Consider the following 17,655-nt stretch of genomic DNA (forward strand, 5'->3'; position numbering starts at 1 on the left):
GACGCCGGCGCGGAGGGAGTCCGGTGCCGGTTACGCGGTGACCGGGCGGGACCAGGCGGGGGTCGTCCCCGTCAGCCGGCACAGGGCGAGATACAGCGGTATCGGCGGCGTGTAGGGGAGCGTGCCGTCGGGACGGTGTATCAGCGGCGGCAGGTCCGGGGCGTCGGCGTCGGCGAGGACCGCGCCGGCGGCGTAGCGCGCGGGGGACGGCCACTCCAGGGCGTAGTCGGAGTCGGAGGGGACCAGCCACCACCAGTGCGCCTCGTCGGCGTAGACACAGCCCACGCGCGGCAGCCGGGGTATCACCAGCGGGCCGAAGCGGGCGGGGACCGCCACCGCGTCGCAGCCCATGGGGGCCGTCATCCCGTCGGGTACGGGCAGTCGCCGGGGGGTGCCGGGGGCCTGTCGTCCGCGCCGGAGGCGGACCAGCGAGTCGAGGCTCAGCACACGGGCGCCGGAGGGACCCGTCACGCCCGTCCTCCGTCGCGGTGGGCGCGCTGAGCCGGGGGCCTGGCCCGGTTCCCGGCCGGCCGGTGCAGCCGGCCGTCCTCGTCCGCGTCGTCGCCCTCGTCCGAGCCGCCGGGCGGCGCGGGCTTCGGGCGCGCGCCCCAGCCCAGGTCGCCGCGGGGGGCGGTGGGGCCGGTGGGGTCGTGCGGGGTGTCCGCGGGCCGGGCGGGGGCGTGCGCGGGGTCGCGCGGGGTGTCCGTGGGGGCGTGGGGGGCGTCCGCCGTGCGGGGCAGGTCGGCCCAGACCAGCAGTCCGGGGCCGTTCTCGTGGGCGCCCCACGAGTGGCACAGGGCGTCGACGAGGAGCAGTCCCCTCCCGTGCTCCTCCTCCGGCCGCTGCCGGGTGTTCGCCCGCGGCCGGTCCGGGGCGCAGCCCTCGTCGCGCACGGCTATGCGCACCAGCTCGCCGCTGTCGTGCAGCTCGCAGACTATGTGGCTGCTCGCCGTGTGCACGATGGCGTTGGTGACCAGCTCGGAGACGACCAGGGCCGCGGTGTCGCAGGTGTCCTCGCACACCGACCAGCCGGTCAGCCGCGCCCTCGTCAGGCGTCTGGCCTGAGCCGGGGAACCCGGATGGGCGGCCAGTTCGAAACGGAACCGGCGTTCGGTGGCGGCCCCCGAAGGGACGGCTCCCGAGGCGGCACCGAGGCCGATGGAACCAGCGGCGGCGGCGTCTGTTCCTAAGGGCGCGGACGGAATCACGCTTGCCACTATCGCCCCGCCGTGAACACTTGGCAAGTGTCACTCTGAAAAATGCAGAGTGCGGTATGACGGTCTGTACGGCCGTGGCACACTGCTCGCAACAGCACTTCGCGCGGCGCCAGTTGGGATCGCCGAAGATCCGTTCGAATGGACATTCGAGAGAATGTTCGACCGGATGGGCCCTCGGACGGATCTCCGCATGGCGCCGCCGGGCTGTCAGGAATTGTTCGAGGGAGGTGGAGCGTGAGCGAACCCCGGTCCGCGCCGACGGTCGGACAGGTCGTCCTCGGCAGGCGCCTGCTGGACCTGCGGGAGCGTGCGGGACTCAAACGCGAGGAGGCCGCCCGCATCCTCCGCGTCGCGCCCGCCACCGTCCGCCGCATGGAGATGGCCGAGGTCGCGCTCAAGATCCCGTACCTCCAGCTCCTGCTGAAGGCGTACGGCGTCTCCGACGACGAGGCCGACGCCTTCGTGCAGCTCGCCGAGGACGCCAATCGCCCCGGCTGGTGGCAGCGCTTCCACGACATCCTGCCCGGCTGGTTCTCGATGTACGTCAGCCTGGAGGGCGCGGCCTCCCTCATCCGCAGCTACGAACCCCACTTCGTCCCGGGACTGCTCCAGACCGAGGACTACGCGCGCGGCGTGCTGCGCTCCGGTGCCGTCGGGCAGACCCAGCCCGAGGACATCGCGCGCCATGTCGACCTCCGCATGCAGCGGCAGGAACTGCTGACCCGCGAGGACGCGCCCCGGCTGTGGGTCGTGATGGACGAGACCGCGCTCCGCCGCCCGGTCGGCGGTCCGGAGGTGATGCGTGCCCAGATCGACAAGCTGCTCGAGGCCACGAAGCTGCCCCATGTGACGCTGCAGGTCGCGACGTTCGCCGGCGGGCCGCACCCCGGCACGTACGGGCCGTTCGTGCTGTTCCGATTTGCCATGCCCGAACTGCCGGACATGGTCTACAGCGAGTACCTGACCGGCGCCGTCTACCTGGACGCGCGCACCGAGGTGGCGACCCACCTCGAGGTCATGGACCGCATGGCGGCGCAGGCCGCCACGGCACATCGCACGAAGGAGATCCTCCGGGATCTCCGCAAGGAGCTGTGAATGGAACTCATGAAGCCCCTGAAATCCCTGCCCCAGCAGCGGGTCCGTACCGGGCGGATCTACAACGGGATGCCTGCGCGGGAGCTGGGCAGCGAGGGCTGGCACAAGCCGTGGAGCGGCGGCAACGGGGGGAACTGCCTGGAGGCGATGAAGCTCGACGACGGCCGGATCGCCGTACGCCAGTCCACCGATCCGGACGGACCGGCACTCATCTACACCTCCGCCGAGATGACGGCCTTCATTGAGGGAGCGAAGGCGGGAGAGGCGGATTTCCTGCTGTCCTGAGGCCCATTGTTCGCCCTACCTTTTGTTTCACTCTTCCGCTCTTCTCATGTGGCACTGACTTGATCACTAACTTTTGCAGAGACTTATGGAGTCCGTCATGACCGGGCAGCACCCCGTGGAGATCGACACGAGCAGGCCGCACCCCGCGCGGATGTACGACTGGTACCTCGGAGGCAAGGACAACTACCCGGTCGACGAGGCCATGGGCCGGCAGATGCTGGCCCTCGACCCGAGGGTCCCGGTGATGGCGCGCGTGAACCGCGCGTTCATGCAGCGGGCCACGCGCTGGCTGGCCGGCCAGGGCGTCCGCCAGTTCCTCGACGTCGGCACCGGCATCCCCACCGAGCCCAACCTGCACCAGGTGGCCCAGGAGATCGCGCCGGACGCCCGCGTCGTGTACTGCGACAACGACCCCATCGTGCTGGCCCACGCGGCGGCCCTGCTGCGCGGCACGGACGAGGGGGTGACCGAATACCTCCAGGCCGACGTGCGGGAACCGGACGCCATCCTGGAGGGCGCGCGGAAGGTCCTCGACTTCACCCGGCCGGTCGCGCTGTCGCTCATCGCGCTGCTGCACTTCGTCTCCGACGAGGACGGGGCGCACGAGCTGGTCGGGCGGCTGCTGGACGCACTGCCCTCCGGCAGCCATCTGGTCGTCACCCACGCGACGGCCGACTTCACGCCCGAGGAGTCGAAGGCGGCCACCGAGAAGCTCAAGGCCGCCGGCGTCACGCTGGCGCTGCGCTCCCGGGAGGAGTTCACCCGCTTCTTCGACGGCCTCGACCTGGTCGACCCCGGCGTCCAGGTGCCCCACCTGTGGCACCCGGAGCTGGGGGAGCCGGTCCCGGGGCAGGACGACGGGGTGATCCCGGGCTACGGGGCGGTGGCCCGCAAGCCGTGAACCCGGCGGAGTGGTGGGGCCCGCTCGACGTCCTCGTCCGGGTCCTTCGTTCCGGCACCACTCCGCCCCGGCGGCCCGCCGTGTCCCGCACGGCGGGCCGCCGTCGTGTGCGGGCGCGGCGCCGTCCGTGAGCGCCGGGGCCGCGCATCCCGGCCACGGGTGACCGGCACCGCCGGGCTTCGCGTCCCGGCCCTGGCACGACCCCTTCGAGGTGGTCGTCGTCGGCCCGAGACAGCACGGCCGGGCCCCGCCCGTCCGGTGAGCGACGCCCCAGCACGTCACCGCCGTACGGGGACGGTCAGGCCGTCATCGGCCGGTCGTACGGGCTGATCGGGGCGGGGAGCAGCGTGGTGCCGCCGGTCAGATGGCGGTCGACCGCCGCCGCCACCGCACGGCCCTCCGCGATGGCCCACACGATCAGTGACTGCCCGCGCGCGGCGTCCCCGGCCGCGAAGACGCCCGGCACGTTGGTGGCGAAGTCCGCGTCCCGCGCGATCGTGCCGCGGGGCTCCAGCTCCAGGCCCAGCTGATCGATGAGCCCGTCTCCCCGGCCGGGCCCCGAGAAGCCGAGCGCGAGCAGCACGAGATCGGCGGGCAGCGTCCGCTCGGAACCGGGCACGGACCGGCGCCCGGCGTCCACCTCGACCAGGTGCAGTGAGCGCACCCGCCCGTCCGCGTCCCCGGTGAGGCGCAGCGTGGAGGCCGCGAACAGCCGCGCGTCCGCGTCCGCCGCCGGGGCGGTCCGCAGGTCGCGGGCCTCCTCGTGCGCGGCGGACAGCCGGTACAGCTTGGGGTACGTCGGCCAGGGTTCCGCGTCCTCGTCGCGCTCGTCGTCCGGCCGGCCGTAGATGTCGAGCTGGGTGACCGACGCCGCCCCCTCGCGCACGGCCGTGCCCAGGCAGTCGGCGCCCGTGTCACCGCCCCCGACGATGACGACGTGCCGGCCCGCCGCGGACAGCGGCGACGACTCCAGATCCCCCTCGCGCACCCGGTTGGCCAGCGGCAGGTACTCCATCGCCTGGTGGACACCGGCGAGCTCCCTGCCCGGAACGGCCAGTTCGCGCCACGCCGTCGCCCCCGTGGCGATCACCACCGCGTCGTAACGGGCCCTCAGCTCCGCCGCCTCCACGTCGCGCCCGACCGTCGTGGACGTACGGAACCTCGTCCCCTCCGCCCGCATCTGCGCCACACGCCGGTCCAGATGGTGCTTCTCCATCTTGAACTCGGGGATGCCGTACCGCATCAGCCCGCCGATCCGGTCGTCCCGCTCGTACACGGCGACCGTGTGACCGGCCCGGGTCAGCTGCTGAGCCGCGGCCAGCCCGGTGGGACCCGAGCCGATGACCGCGACCGTCCGGCCGGAGAGCCGGTCCGGCGGGGCCGGCGGCGCGAGGCCCTCCTCCCAGGCACGGTCGGCGATCGCACACTCGACGTTCTTGATGGTGACCGCCGGCTGATTGATGGCGAGCACACACCCCGCCTCGCAGGGCGCCGGGCACAACCGGCCGGTGAACTCGGGGAAGTTGTTGGTGGCGTGCAGCCGTTCCGCCGCCGCCCGCCAGTCCTCCCGGGACACCAGGTCGTTCCACTCGGGGATCAGATTGCCCAGCGGACAGGCGTCGTGGCAGAAGGGGACACCGCAGTCCATGCAACGGTCGGCCTGTCCGCTGACGAGGGGCAGCAGCGCCCCGGGGACGTAGACCTCGTTCCAGTCGCGGACCCGTTCCGCCACGGGCCTGCGCGGCCACTCCTGGCGGGGCGTGGTCAGGAAACCCTTGGGGTCGGCCATGGCCGTCTTCCTTGCGTGCGCGGGGTGACAGGCCGTGCGTCGTCGGGCGGCACTCTTCCGGCCACGATACGTCCGCCCGGCCGCGCCCGCAGAGTGCCCGGACGGCGCTTCCCGCAAGCCGCCGGGCACGGGTGCGGCGGGTTCGTCAGGTGGTGAGGGCGAGCAGGTACGCCAGTGCCGCTCCGGCCGAGGCGAGCGCACGGACGTGGTTCCACATGGTCCACTCGCGCACATAGACGGGCCAGTACGCGGCCGCCTGCGGACTGCCCGGTTCCAGCCCGGCCAGCGCGTCGTTGCGCGGTATGTTCGCGACCGCGGTCAGCCCGAACGATCCGATCAGGTACAGGACGCCACCCACCAGCAGTTCGACCGTCCCCTCCTCCGGCCACAGCACGAACGTCACCACCGTGATCACCGCGCACAGCACGGTCGAGCCGAGGAACAGCAGCATGAAGGCGGGACGCACCGCCGACACGTTGACCGCCTGCATCGCGGCCACGCCCTGCGCGGGCGGCAGGGCCGCGAGCCCTCTCATCACGAACGCCGAGAAGGCGTAGAAGGCCCCGGCCGTCAGCCCGGTCCCGAGCACGCCCAGCACCGTCAGCACGAAGTACGGCCCGTCGATCATGTCCTCACCCCCGTCCGGTGACCGAGATCCCTTCCCGGCCACCATCGTTACCGCTGTCACCACTGTCACCGCCGTCATCCCAGTGCACTCCACCCGGGCCCGCCGGGCCATGGCCGAGCGGCGCGGACCCATGCGCGAGCGTCCAGGGGACCTCCGCCCGGGCGACGCTTCGGGCGAGGGGCCGGACGAGGCTCCGGGTGGTACCCGGACGGAGCGCGATCCGCGTCACCCGGTGGAGCCCAGCCCGCCCTCGGACCAGCCCCGCAGTACGGTCTGCACCGCCGCCGCGATCCGCCGCCGCGCCTCGTCCCTCGGCACCCCGCTCATCAGCAGCCGGTCGTACGGCGTGTCCAGATGCCGCACGGACGCCGTGAGCGCCGCGGTCACGGCCCCCTCGGACAGTGCCCGCCCCGCCGCGCTCCGGCCCACCCGCCCGCTGCCCCGGACCGAGGCGTGCGTGGCCACGGCCCGGGCGCGCTCGGCCGGGCAGCCGGGGAACAGCCGCCGTATCTCCGCCGCGAACGCCTCCGCGAACCGCGCGTCCTCGGCGGCCCGCCGCCGGGCGTCCCGGGACCGGCGCCGACGACGCGCCTCCGCGTCCGCCAGACAGCGCCGCTCCGCCCGGGCCAGCGCGTCCTCCTCCACCAGCACGCCCTGCCGCTCGTACCGGCCCCTGCGCCGGTTGAACCGCACGACCACCGCCGACAGCGTGCTCTCCTCCCGCGATCTGCGTGTGAGCGCCGTGTCGCCGCGCGGCAGGAGGACGAGGTGGCCCAGATCGGCGCAGTCGAGGCAGCGCGGCACTCCGTTCTCCATGACCAGCAGGGGGAGCGGGCCACGACGGCAGCCCGCGCAGTGCCGACCTCTGAGCGGCTGGTGGACGACAATCCCGTTGGCCGGGAGCGGAGTTGTGCGGGGCGCCATGCCTGGTTCCTTCCCCCCGACGGGACCCGAGCCACGCACCGCCCGCCGAACCGTCCGCCGACTGTCGAATCGCCCGCCGGATCGCTCGCCGTCGGCCGGATCGCTCGCCGGATCGCCTGCCGCCGGCCGGATCGCTCGCCGGATCGCCCGCCGACCACCGGACCGCGTTCGGTCATGTGCCGGCCGTCGGGCCGGTCCGCATCGTCCGGACATGTGACCCGAGTGGCTGGACCGTTTCTGATCCGTTCCTGATCAACTGACCCGAGCGCCCCGACCGGCCGCTGGCGCATCATGGCCGTGTGCGACTCGAAGCGATCACCTGGGACCGGCTCGGCGACCTCCTCGCCGAGCGCCTGCTGGAGCTGAAGACGGCCGACGGCGGCCCCTGGCCCCGGGTCGCCCTCGACGGCGCTCCGGCCGCCCGTCCGGGAGACCTCGCCGAGCGGGTGGCCGAGGCGCTGCGCATACGCGGCCGCCCCTCCCTGGTCGTGGGCACCGAGGGCTTCCTGCGGCCCGCCTCCGTCCGGCTCGAGTACGGCCACCGGGACGTGGAGTCCTACTACAGCGGCTGGTACGACACCGGAGCCCTCTGGCGCGAGGTGTTCGGTCCCCTCGAACCCGGCGGCAGCGGACGGGTCCTGCCCGACCTGTGGGATCCCGTCACCGACCGCGCCACCCGCAGTCCCTACGCCGAACTCCCGCCCGGTGGTGTCCTGTTGCTGCACGGTCCCCTCCTCCTGCGGCACTGGTTCCCCTTCGACCTGACCGTCCACGTCCTCCTCTCCCCGGCCGCCCTGCGCCGCCGTACCCCCGAGGCCGAGCACTGGACCCTCCCCGCCTTCGCCCGCTACGCCGAGGAGACCGACCCGGCCGGCTCCGCCGACGTGCTGGTGCGGGCCGACGATCCCCGCCATCCGGCGTGGCGCGGCTGAGGCCGGCGGGGAGGGCGGGCGGTGGTCCCGGTGCGGACCGTCCTCCGGGTGCCGTCCCCGGACGGCACGGCGAGAATGAAGAGCGCCGGTACTCGCGGTGCGCCCCGCGCCGCGCCGGCCGTCCGGCACCGGGAGGTAGCCCATGACCACCGCCGGAGACATCATGCACCGCGGTGCCCAGTGGATCCCCGCGCACGAAACCCTCGACCGCGCCGCCCAGTTGATGCGTGAGCTGAACGTCGGCGCGCTGCCCATCAGCGACGAGAACGAGCGGCTGTGCGGCATTCTCACCGACCGGGACATCGTCGTCGGCTGCGTCGCCCTGGGGCACGACCCCTCCCGGGTCACCGCGGGGGAGATGGCCAAGGGCACCCCGCGCTGGATCGAGGCGGACGCCGACATCGGCGACGTCCTCCGGGAGATGCAGACCCACCGGATCCGCAGGCTGCCCGTCATCGACGGCAAGCGCCTCGTCGGCATGATCAGCGAGGCCGACCTCGCCCGGCACCTGACGGAGGACCAGATCGCCACCTGGGCCGAGAACGTCTATGCCAGGACCACCGAAGGCTGATCCCCGCCCGCACCGGGGTGGCCCTCAGAGCCAGCCGCCGCGCCGGAACGCCCGGTACAGCACCGCACAGGCCACGGATATCACCCCGATGACCATGCCGTAGCCGTACCGCCAGTGCAGCTCGGGCATGTGGTCGAAGTTCATGCCGTACATCCCGCAGACCATCGTCGGCACGGCGATGATCGCCGCCCACGCGGTGATCTTGCGCATGTCCTCGTTCTGCGCGACCGTCACCCGCGCCAGGTGCGCCTGGAGGATGGAGTTGAGCAGTTCGTCGAAGGCCGCTATCTGCTCCTTCGCCCGCTGCAGATGGTCGGAGACGTCACGGAAGTACGCCTGTATCTCCGGGGCGACCGCCCGCACGGGCCGGGTGGCGAGCTCCTCCAGCGGCCGGCCGAGCGGCACCACCGCCCGCTTCAGCTCGAGGAGTTCCCGCTTGAGCTGGTAGATGCGGCCCGGATCGACCCGGGCGCCGTGCTCCGCGAACACCTCCGTCTCCACCTCGTCCATGTCCTCCTGGACCGAGTCGATGACGGTCAGGTAGTCGTCGACCACATGGTCCGCGATCGCGTGCAGCACCGCGGACGGGCCCTTGGCGAGCTGCTCGGGATCGGACTCCAGCCCCTCGCGCAGCGGCCCCAGCGAGCCGTGCCGTCCGTGCCGCACGGTGATCACGAAGTCCTCGCCGAGGAACACCATGATCTCCCCGGTGTCCACCACCTCGCTGGTGGCGGTGAGCTCCTCGTGCTCGACGTAGCAGACCGTCTTGAACACGGCGAACAGCGTCTCTCCGTAGCGCTCCAGCTTGGGCCGCTGGTGGGCCTCGACGGCGTCCTCGACCGCCAGCGGATGCAGGTCGAACAGCTCGGCGATGCCCGCGAACTCCCGGTTGGTCGGCTCGTGCAGGCCCAGCCAGACGAAGCCCTCCCCGCTCTTGCGCACGTGCTTCACGGCGTCCACCAGGTCCCCGCGCGCGGCGGTGCGGTGACCGTCCCGGTACGTCACGCAGTTGACCACCGAGGAGCCCAGTGGGGAGCGCGCCGGGTGACTCAGGTCCACCCGGGGACGCCGCCGGGCCAGCCGGGCCACCCGGCGCAGTCCGCCGGCCCTGCCCAGACTCGTGACCTTCCGCAGATTCCCTGCCATGGACATCTGGCTCTCCTTGCGTGGTTCCCCCGCGCCGTACCTGTTTCCCGCGCCTGGCGCGCCAGTCTGCCAGTCCTGGACGAGTCGTGCGCGACCCTGTGGGAATCACTTATTCCGCTTGGTTCCCGCCTGTGGACAAAGGGAGTTCGGGTGGCGGGGCGCCCGTTCGTCAGGCCGGAGCCGGCGGGCGGCCCCCTATCTGTTCCACCGCCAGCGCGCCCGCCCCGCACCCCTCCGCCGCCGCCCGCTCCGGGTCGGCGCCCGCGAGCAGGGCCGCCAGGAACGCGCCCGTGAACGCGTCACCGGCACCCGTGGTGTCCCGCGGCGTCGCCGGTACGGCGGGGACACGGGCGTACACCTCGCCGGACCGGGCGAGCAGCGCACCCCGAGCGCCCTGCTTGGCCACCACCAGCGGCACCAGCCGGCTCAGCCGCGCGGCGGCCTCCGCCGCATCGGACACCCCCGTCAGCAGGCGGGCCTCGTCGCGGCTGGGCAGCAGGACGTCCACGCCCTCGACGAGTGACCGGAAACGGCCGGCCCCCAGCTCCCCGAGGAACCCGGCCGACGCCGGATCCAGACTCACCGGCACCCCCCTCGCCCGCGCCGCCTTGACCGCCACCGCGACGAACGCCCGGCTCGCCTCGGTGAACAGGAGATAACCCGACAGATGCAACCGCGCCACTCCGTCCAGCAGCGCGTCCGACCAGTCACCGGGGCCCAGCCGCAGCGAGGCGCCGCTGTCGGTGAGAAAGGTCCGCTCGGCGGCCGCGCCCTCGTCGACCAGGCAGATCACCGTCCCCGTGGGAGCCTGTTCGTCCACCACCAGCAGGGGCAGGACCCCGCAGGCGGCCAGCTTCCGCTCGTGCCAGGCAGCCGCGTCCGCACCCACCCGCCCGAGGAGCCGCACCTCGGCACCGCCCCGACGGGCGGCCCAGCAGGCCACGTTGGCGCCCGCGCCGCCCGGCACCGTACGGATCGCCGCCGCCGTGTCCGTCCCCGGGGCGAGCGGCCCCCGGTGCCGGGCGACCACGTCCGTGATCACGTCACCGACGACCAGTAACGCCCCGTCCCGCACCGCCCCGTCCCCCACCGCCCCCGTCACTCCCCGCCGGCCCACGCCGCCGCGACGCGCGCCGCCAGCCGCACGTTGCCCCGGACCGCCGCCAGGTTCGCGGCGAGCGAGGCCCCGTCGGTATGGCGGACCAGATAATCCAGCAGGAACGGCGTGACCCCCTGACCGGTGACGCCCTCCGCCTCGCACGCGCGCAGCGCCTCGTCGAGCACCCGCGCGTGCACCCGCGGATCCAACTGCTCCGCCTCGGGCACCGGGTTGGCCACGATCAGCGCCGACCTCGGCCCGCCGAGCGCGTCCTGCGCCCGCATGACATCCGCCACCTGCCCCGGGGTGTCCAGCCGCCAGTCCACGGGATGACCCGAGTCGGACAGATAGAAGCCGGGAAAACGGTCCGTGCCGTACCCGGCGACCGCGACACCCAGCGTCTCCAGCCGCTGCAGGGTCGCCGGCACGTCCAGGATCGACTTCACCCCCGCGCACACCACGGTGATCCGCGTACGCGCCAGCAGCCCCAGGTCGGCCGACTCGTCCTGGGTCACCGTCCACTCCCGGTGCACCCCGCCGAGCCCCCCGGTGGCGAACACCCGCACGCCCGCGAGCGCCGCCAGCAGAGCGGTGGCCGACACCGTGGTCGCCCCGCTCGCCCCCGAGGCGGCCGCGAGCGGCAGATCACGATGGCCCAGCTTGCGGATGCCGTCCTCGTTGGCGACCCGCTCCAACTCCCCCTTGTCCAGGCCGATCCGGGGCCGGCCGTCCAGCACGGCGATCGTCGCCGGGACCGCGCCCTCCTGCCGCACGGCCGCCTCCAGCTCCAGCGCCACCCGGAGATTGCGCGGCCGGGGCAGCCCGTGCGCGATGATCGTGGACTCCAGGGCCACCACCGGCCGACGCGCGGCGACCGCCTCCCGTACCTCTTCGGACACCCTGAGCATCACGCGCCTGTCTCCTGTCTGCCGGTTCTCCCTCATCTCTGGCGGCCCGTGCCCCGGACCAAACCCCTTGCGCGCCGTCACGGACATCACGGAGGCTGGCAGCCATGACGGACAACACGACTCGCTTCGACCACGTAGTCCTGTGGGTGCGTGATCCCATCGCCGCCGCCGGCTTCTTCGAGAAGGCCGTGGGCCTGGAGCCGGTCAGGCTCGCCGCCTTCTCCGTGGGCGAAGCGCCCTTCCCCTCCGTACGCGTCAACGAGGAGACCATCCTCGACCTCATGCCGCTGGCCATGGCGGAACGCATGACGATGCTTCCCGGCGCCGCCGAGAGCTCCGGACACCCCGTCAACCACGTGTGCCTGTCGCTGCCGGCCGACCGCTTCGACGCCCTCCGCAGTCGCCTCGAGGAGCACTCCGTACCCGTGACGGACCTCTCGTACGACTCCTTCGGCGCGCGCGGACCGGCCAAGCGCAGCTTCTACTTCCGCGACCCTGACGGCAACGTCTTCGAGGCGCGGCACTACGACTGACCGAGGACCCGGTGCCTGGAGTGCCGTGCCGCCCGGACCGTCAGAACAGCGGCTCGGGCAGCACGCCCTCCAGCGCGAGCAACTGTCTCTTGGTCTCCAGACCGCCCCCGAACCCGCCTATGCCGCCGCCGCTCTCCACGACCCGGTGGCAGGGCACCACCACCGGCAGCGGATTGGCGCCCATCGCCATACCCACCGCCTGGGCGGCGCCGGGCTGACCGACCCGGCCGGCCAGATCGCCGTACCCCACGACCGTCCCGAACGGCACACCGGAGGCCAGCTCCCGCAGAACCTCGCGGTGGAAACCGGAGATCAGCGACCAGTCCAGCGGCAGATCGAACCCCTGCCGACGGCCCGCGAAGTACGCCTCGACCTGACGTATCGCCTCGGCCAGCAGCGGGGAGCCGGGCTCCTCGACGGGCTCGGCGCCGAGCCGGGACGCCAGCCGCTCCAGGGCGCTGTCACGCACCTCGTCCGTGGCGTGGAACACGACGTTGACCAGGCCCTCACGGGTCGCGGCCAGCAGCAGCGGGCCGATGCCGGTGCCGACGACGGCCCACACGACCCGCTGCCCGTACTGCCCATGGCTGTCCATGCGCCCCACCGTACGACCCGCCACTGACAACGCCGGGGCGAAGGGGACGGCGGCACGGCCGGACGCTCCAGCCGCCTCAGCCGCCCACCGCGTCCCGCACCACGTCGGGCGTGTTGGTGATGATCCCGTCGACCCCGAACCCGGCGACCTTCCGGGCGGTGTCCGCGTCGTTCACGGTCCAGGTGAACACCTCCAGCGGCTTGCCGTGCGGCCCCCGGAAGGCCTGCACAGCGGCGACGTAACCGGACGAGAGCGAGCCGTGCGACGGGTTGACCTGATCGGTGAACGCCGCGTACGCGGGCAGGTCCGCCACCGGCGGCGTCCCGAGGAACCCGGTCTTCACCCCGGGCTCGAGGTCATGGACCGTCCGTACGCTGTCCGCGCCGAAGCTCTGCACGATCAGCCGGTGCCGCACATGCGGGCGGTCCAGCCACCCCTCGTTGCTCAGCACCTTGAGGGTCTGCCGCTCTATGCCGGGATACAGCTGCGGGTTCTTGATCTCCAGCAGCAGTTTCTGGTCGTACCGCTCGACACGGCGCACGAACTGCTCCAGCGTCGGCACGCGCGCGCCCGCGTACGCGGGGTCGAACCAGCTGCCGGCGTCCAGCCGGGCGATCTCCGCGGCGGTGAAGTCCCTCACCTTCCACGGGGCCCGGTCGGGGAAGACCTCCTCGACGTCCGTCGTGCGCTGCAAGCTGTCGTCGTGGACGACGACGAGTTCACCGTCCTTGGTGCGCTGGACGTCGTTCTCCACCCAGTCCACGCCGAGCGCGGCCGCCTTGTCGACGGCCGCCAGGGTGTTCTCGGGCGCGTAGGCGGAGGCGCCCCGGTGGGCCACGACCACGGGGCGGGCACCGCTGTCGGCGGCCCGCGCGGGGGAGAGCGGAAGCAGGAGGGCGGCGGTTCCCAGGAGTGCGGTGGCCGAGGCGGCGACAGCGCGTGCGTGCATGCGTACTCCTCGCGTCGGACGATCACGGTCAGCTCAACTGTGACAGCGGATCGTCAACGCGAGGCGGGTACGGAATGGCCACAGATTGAACGCCGTTGCCCGGACTACGCACACTGGTGCCACACACCTGGGGCAAGGGCGTGTTTCTTTGCCGGAAAGTCGTTCGACCATTCCGGTGGGGGTCATACTCTCTGCGTCAACCCTGGCCGCCGTCGCGGTCCTGGGGAGGGGGCTCACTCCGGGAAATCGAGGGACGCACAGGGCGGGAAGGGCAGCCGCGCATGCAGAGCACGGTCGACGGATTCAGCTACGGCCTGGTCACACCGCTGGTGGCCTACCTGATGGCCTGCCTCGGCGGTGCCCTGGGCCTGCGCTGCATCACCAGGGCCATGGTGGTGCCCCGGTCCTGGCGTCCCGGCTGGCTCGCCCTGGGCTCCGGGGCCATCGGCTCCGGCATATGGACGATGCACTTCATCGCGATGATGGGCTTCACCATCGAGGGCACACCGATCCACTACGACCGGACGATGACGCTGGCGAGCCTGGCCGTCGCCGTCGTCATGGTGGGCACGGGGGTGTTCATCGTCGGCTACCGGGGTGCCTCCGGAACGGCCCTGTTCACCGGGGGCACCGTCACCGGCCTGGGCATCGCCTCGATGCACTACCTCGGCATGGCCGGCATGAGCCTCGACGGACGGCTGGAGTACGACACCGTCACCGTCGCCGCCTCCGTGGCCATCGCCATGGCCGCGGCCAGCGCCGCCCTGTGGGCCGCCGGACAGGCGAGGGGCTTCCTGTGGAGCGTGGGCGCGAGTCTCGTCATGGGGCTCGCGGTCACCGGCATGCACTACACCGGCATGGCCGCCCTCGACGTCCACGTCCACGGCACGGCGGACCCGGTCACGGGGGAGTCCGCGGCCGCCCTGCTCGGGCCGATGATGGTCGGCCCGCTCGCCCTCCTCGTCCTCGCGGGCGTCGTGGTGGTCTTCGACCCGCTGATCGTCGCGGCCGGACCCCCCGCGCCCCCGGCCGAGCACAAGCCCGGCATCCCCGCCCACTCCCCGGTCGAGCGCTCACGGCTGCGGGCCCGCGGTCCCGTGGAAGACCGCCCCAGGACCCCGCAGCGACGCTGATCCGGACCGGTTGTCAGTGGGGGGTCGTACGGTGGATGGCATGCGGCCCGTTTCCCAGATCGAACGCTCGGTGGCGCCCTTCGAGGTCGTCAGCCCCTACCAGCCCAACGGCGACCAGCCCGCGGCCATCGCCGACCTCGCCCGGCGCATCGAAGCCGGCGAGAAGGACGTCGTCCTGCTGGGCGCGACCGGCACCGGCAAGTCCGCCACCACCGCGTGGATGATCGAGAAGCTCCAGCGGCCCACCCTGGTCATGGCGCCGAACAAGACTCTGGCCGCCCAGCTGGCCAACGAGTTCCGCGAGCTGCTGCCGAACAACGCCGTCGAGTACTTCGTCTCGTACTACGACTACTACCAGCCCGAGGCGTACGTCCCGCAGTCGGACACCTACATCGAGAAGGACTCCTCGGTCAACGAGGAGGTCGAGCGGCTGCGCCACTCCGCGACCAACTCGCTGCTCACCCGCCGGGACGTCGTCGTGGTCGCCTCCGTCTCCTGCATCTACGGCCTCGGCACGCCGCAGGAGTACGTGGACCGCATGGTCCCCCTCCGCGTCGGCGACGAGTTCGACCGGGACGAACTGCTGCGCCGCTTCGTGGACATCCAGTACACGCGCAACGACATGGCCTTCAGCCGCGGCACCTTCCGCGTCCGGGGCGACACCATCGAGATCTTCCCGGTCTACGAGGAGCTCGCCGTCCGCATCGAGATGTTCGGCGACGAGATCGAGGCGCTGTCCACGCTGCACCCGCTCACCGGCGAGATCATCAGCGACGACCAGCAGCTGTACGTCTTCCCGGCCTCCCACTACGTCGCGGGCCCCGAGCGCCTGGAGCGCGCGGTCAACGACATCGAGAAGGAGCTCGGCGAGCGTCTGACCGAGCTGGAGAAGCAGGGCAAGCTCCTGGAGGCCCAGCGCCTGCGGATGCGCACCACGTACGACATCGAGATGCTCCGCCAGATCGGCTCCTGCTCCGGCGTGGAGAACTACTCGATGCACTTCGACGGCCGCGCGCCCGGCTCGCCGCCGAACACGCTGCTGGACTACTTCCCGGACGACTTCCTCCTCGTCATCGACGAGTCGCACGTCACCGTCCCGCAGATCGGCGCCATGTACGAGGGCGACGCCTCCCGCAAGCGCACCCTCGTCGACCACGGTTTCCGGCTCCCCTCCGCCCTGGACAACCGCCCGCTGAAGTGGGAGGAGTTCCAGGAGCGCATCGGCCAGACCGTCTACCTGTCGGCCACCCCCGGCCAGTACGAGCTCTCCCGCTCGGACGGTGTCGTGGAGCAGATCATCCGCCCCACCGGCCTGGTCGACCCCGAGGTCGTGGTCAAGCCCACCGAGGGCCAGATCGACGACCTGGTGCACGAGATCCGCACCCGGGTGGAGAAGGACGAGCGCGTCCTGGTCACCACGCTCACCAAGAAGATGGCCGAGGACCTCACCGACTACTTCCTGGAACTCGGCATCCAGGTGCGCTACCTGCACAGCGACGTCGACACCCTGCGCCGGGTGGAGCTGCTGCGGGAGCTGCGCAGCGGCGAGTACGACGTCCTCGTCGGCATCAACCTGCTGCGTGAGGGCCTCGACCTGCCCGAGGTGTCCCTGGTGGCGATCCTCGACGCCGACAAGGAGGGCTTCCTGCGCTCCGGCACCTCCCTGATCCAGACCATCGGCCGCGCCGCGCGCAACGTCTCCGGCCAGGTCCACATGTACGCCGACAAGATCACCCCGGCGATGGAGAAGGCCATCGACGAGACCAACCGCCGCCGGGAGAAGCAGGTCGCGTACAACCGGGCCAACGGCATCGACCCGCAGCCGCTGCGCAAGAAGATCAACGACATCGTCGCGCAGATCGCCCGCGAGGACATCGACACCGATCAGCTGCTCGGCTCGGGCTACCGCAAGGCGAAGAAGGACGGCGGCGGCACCAAGGCGCCCGTGCCCGCCCTCGGCGGCAAGGCGGCCAAGGGCGCGAAGAGCGCCAAGGGAGCCAGGGGCAAGACCGCGGAGACGGTGCCCACCGATCGCCCCGCCGCCGAACTCGCCGAGCAGATCGAGGAACTCACCGCGCGGATGCGGGCCGCCGCGGCCGACCTGCAGTTCGAGATCGCTGCCCGGCTGCGCGACGAGGTGTCCGAGATGAAGAAGGAACTGCGGCAGATGCGGGAGGCGGGCCTGTCCTGACGGCCCCGCACGGGATGTGTTGCAAGAACGACACAAAGTGCGGACCTGGGTACGTCACTGTCAGTGCCCCTGCGTAGTGTTCTGGTCAACCGCGGTTCCGCGGTAACAGGGGACAGTCCGAGAGGGGAATCAGCACGTGACCGTCAACATGACCAAGGGTCAGGCCATCAGTCTGCAGAAGAACGACGGCGGCAGCCTGACCGCGGTGCGCATGGGTCTCGGCTGGCAGGCGGCTCCCCGTCGGGGCCTGTTCGGCTCGCGCACCCGGGAGGTGGACCTGGACGCCTCGGCCGTCCTGTTCGCCGACAAGCAGCCGGTCGACGTCGTCTTCTTCCGCCACCTGGTGAGCGACGACGGCTCCGTGCGCCACACCGGTGACAACCTCGTCGGCGGTGTCGGCCAGGGCGGCGACGACGAGGCCATCCTCGTCGACCTCTCGCGCGTCCCGGTCCACATCGACCAGATCGTCTTCACCGTGAACTCCTTCACGGGCCAGACCTTCCAGGAGGTGCAGAACGCGTTCTGCCGCCTCGTCGACGAGACCAACGGCCAGGAGCTGGCCCGCTACACGCTGGCCGGCGGCGGCGCCTACACGGCCCAGATCATGGCGAAGGTGCACCGCACGGGCACCAGCTGGACGATGACGGCCCTGGGCAACCCGGCCAACGGCCGCACCTTCCAGGACCTGATGCCGGCGATCCTGCCGGTCCTCTAGGCACCGTAGGCGGCGCCGCCCCGGGGTGGGTCCGGCGCGAGCCA

General features: G+C 72.2%; 19 protein-coding genes. 9 read left to right on the forward strand and 10 right to left on the reverse strand.

Annotated features, from left to right (window positions below):
- Positions 1-30: 30 nt before the first annotated feature.
- Together FHX78_RS26570 and FHX78_RS26575 are read right to left on the reverse strand one after the other, a co-directional pair.
- Positions 31-471: a hypothetical protein gene (locus FHX78_RS26570; RefSeq protein ID WP_145869921.1), complete on the reverse strand. Its 441-nt coding sequence runs from the start codon at positions 469-471 to the stop codon at positions 31-33.
- The gene (locus tag FHX78_RS26575; RefSeq protein ID WP_145869922.1) at positions 468-1,217 is read right to left on the reverse strand and encodes an ATP-binding protein; all 750 of its coding nucleotides are present in this window, start codon (positions 1,215-1,217) and stop codon (positions 468-470) included. The genes FHX78_RS26570 and FHX78_RS26575 overlap by 4 nt, the downstream gene beginning before the upstream one ends.
- Before the next feature lie 234 nt (positions 1,218-1,451).
- Here FHX78_RS26575 and FHX78_RS26580 point away from each other — a divergent pair, with 234 nt between their 5' ends.
- The 3 genes from FHX78_RS26580 (at position 1,452) to FHX78_RS26590 (ending at position 3,498) form a co-directional block, all read left to right on the forward strand.
- Positions 1,452-2,312 (forward strand): helix-turn-helix domain-containing protein, encoded by an 861-nt coding sequence (locus tag FHX78_RS26580; protein ID WP_145869923.1) that lies wholly within the window; start codon positions 1,452-1,454, stop codon positions 2,310-2,312.
- Complete coding sequence (locus FHX78_RS26585; protein WP_145869924.1) at positions 2,313-2,597, forward strand: DUF397 domain-containing protein; 285 nt, start codon at positions 2,313-2,315, stop codon at positions 2,595-2,597.
- Positions 2,598-2,694: 97 nt separating this feature from the next.
- Positions 2,695-3,498, forward strand: coding sequence for an SAM-dependent methyltransferase (locus FHX78_RS26590; RefSeq protein WP_145869925.1), 804 nt, complete (start codon positions 2,695-2,697; stop codon positions 3,496-3,498).
- Between the two features lie 298 nt (positions 3,499-3,796).
- Here FHX78_RS26590 and FHX78_RS26595 read toward each other — a convergent pair whose 3' ends face one another.
- From FHX78_RS26595 to FHX78_RS26605, 3 genes are all read right to left on the reverse strand, one after another.
- The gene (locus FHX78_RS26595) at positions 3,797-5,287 is read right to left on the reverse strand and encodes a glutamate synthase subunit beta (RefSeq protein WP_145869926.1); all 1,491 of its coding nucleotides are present in this window, start codon (positions 5,285-5,287) and stop codon (positions 3,797-3,799) included.
- A 145-nt stretch (positions 5,288-5,432) separates the two neighbouring features.
- Entirely contained in the window at positions 5,433-5,915 is a 483-nt protein-coding gene (locus tag FHX78_RS26600; protein ID WP_145869927.1) for an anthrone oxygenase family protein, read from the reverse strand.
- A gap of 225 nt (positions 5,916-6,140) precedes the next feature.
- Complete coding sequence (locus FHX78_RS26605) at positions 6,141-6,839, reverse strand: DUF2293 domain-containing protein (RefSeq protein WP_145869928.1); 699 nt, start codon at positions 6,837-6,839, stop codon at positions 6,141-6,143.
- A 299-nt stretch (positions 6,840-7,138) separates the two neighbouring features.
- Between FHX78_RS26605 and FHX78_RS26610 the strand changes: the two genes are divergently transcribed.
- The gene (locus FHX78_RS26610; protein ID WP_145869929.1) at positions 7,139-7,771 is read left to right on the forward strand and encodes a nucleoside/nucleotide kinase family protein; all 633 of its coding nucleotides are present in this window, start codon (positions 7,139-7,141) and stop codon (positions 7,769-7,771) included.
- A gap of 142 nt (positions 7,772-7,913) precedes the next feature.
- Complete coding sequence (locus tag FHX78_RS26615; RefSeq protein WP_145869930.1) at positions 7,914-8,342, forward strand: CBS domain-containing protein; 429 nt, start codon at positions 7,914-7,916, stop codon at positions 8,340-8,342.
- Between the two features lie 24 nt (positions 8,343-8,366).
- Here FHX78_RS26615 and FHX78_RS26620 read toward each other — a convergent pair whose 3' ends face one another.
- The 3 genes from FHX78_RS26620 to FHX78_RS26630 all read right to left on the reverse strand — a co-directional run bounded on the left by FHX78_RS26620 (position 8,367) and on the right by FHX78_RS26630 (position 11,495).
- Positions 8,367-9,494, reverse strand: coding sequence for a magnesium and cobalt transport protein CorA (locus tag FHX78_RS26620; protein WP_145869931.1), 1,128 nt, complete (start codon positions 9,492-9,494; stop codon positions 8,367-8,369).
- Positions 9,495-9,657: 163 nt separating this feature from the next.
- Positions 9,658-10,605: a carbohydrate kinase family protein gene (locus FHX78_RS26625; RefSeq protein ID WP_145869932.1), complete on the reverse strand. Its 948-nt coding sequence runs from the start codon at positions 10,603-10,605 to the stop codon at positions 9,658-9,660.
- The gene (locus tag FHX78_RS26630; protein ID WP_145872173.1) at positions 10,587-11,495 is read right to left on the reverse strand and encodes a pseudouridine-5'-phosphate glycosidase; all 909 of its coding nucleotides are present in this window, start codon (positions 11,493-11,495) and stop codon (positions 10,587-10,589) included. Before FHX78_RS26630 ends, FHX78_RS26625 begins: the two co-directional genes overlap by 19 nt.
- A 104-nt stretch (positions 11,496-11,599) precedes the next feature.
- Here FHX78_RS26630 and FHX78_RS26635 point away from each other — a divergent pair, with 104 nt between their 5' ends.
- Positions 11,600-12,028, forward strand: a complete 429-nt coding sequence (locus FHX78_RS26635) for a VOC family protein (RefSeq protein WP_145869933.1) — start codon at positions 11,600-11,602, stop codon at positions 12,026-12,028.
- A gap of 40 nt (positions 12,029-12,068) precedes the next feature.
- On the opposite strand, the gene FHX78_RS26640 is transcribed toward FHX78_RS26635, so the two are convergent.
- Together FHX78_RS26640 and FHX78_RS26645 are read right to left on the reverse strand one after the other, a co-directional pair.
- Positions 12,069-12,623, reverse strand: a complete 555-nt coding sequence (locus FHX78_RS26640) for a methylated-DNA--[protein]-cysteine S-methyltransferase (RefSeq protein WP_145869934.1) — start codon at positions 12,621-12,623, stop codon at positions 12,069-12,071.
- Between the two features lie 76 nt (positions 12,624-12,699).
- The gene (locus tag FHX78_RS26645; RefSeq protein WP_145869935.1) at positions 12,700-13,572 is read right to left on the reverse strand and encodes a glycerophosphodiester phosphodiesterase; all 873 of its coding nucleotides are present in this window, start codon (positions 13,570-13,572) and stop codon (positions 12,700-12,702) included.
- A gap of 281 nt (positions 13,573-13,853) precedes the next feature.
- On the opposite strand from FHX78_RS26645, the gene FHX78_RS26650 reads away from it, so the two are divergent.
- The 3 genes from FHX78_RS26650 to FHX78_RS26660 all read left to right on the forward strand — a co-directional run bounded on the left by FHX78_RS26650 (position 13,854) and on the right by FHX78_RS26660 (position 17,611).
- On the forward strand, positions 13,854-14,705 hold the full coding sequence (locus FHX78_RS26650) for an MHYT domain-containing protein (protein WP_145869936.1): 852 nt from the start codon (positions 13,854-13,856) through the stop codon (positions 14,703-14,705).
- 40 nt (positions 14,706-14,745) lie between these two features.
- Positions 14,746-16,896, forward strand: coding sequence for an excinuclease ABC subunit UvrB (gene uvrB, locus FHX78_RS26655; RefSeq protein WP_145869937.1), 2,151 nt, complete (start codon positions 14,746-14,748; stop codon positions 16,894-16,896).
- Between the two features lie 136 nt (positions 16,897-17,032).
- Positions 17,033-17,611 (forward strand): TerD family protein, encoded by a 579-nt coding sequence (locus tag FHX78_RS26660; RefSeq protein ID WP_145869938.1) that lies wholly within the window; start codon positions 17,033-17,035, stop codon positions 17,609-17,611.
- The last annotated feature ends 44 nt before the right edge of the window (positions 17,612-17,655 follow it).

Source organism: Streptomyces capillispiralis, from assembly GCF_007829875.1.
GTDB lineage: Bacteria > Actinomycetota > Actinomycetes > Streptomycetales > Streptomycetaceae > Streptomyces > Streptomyces capillispiralis.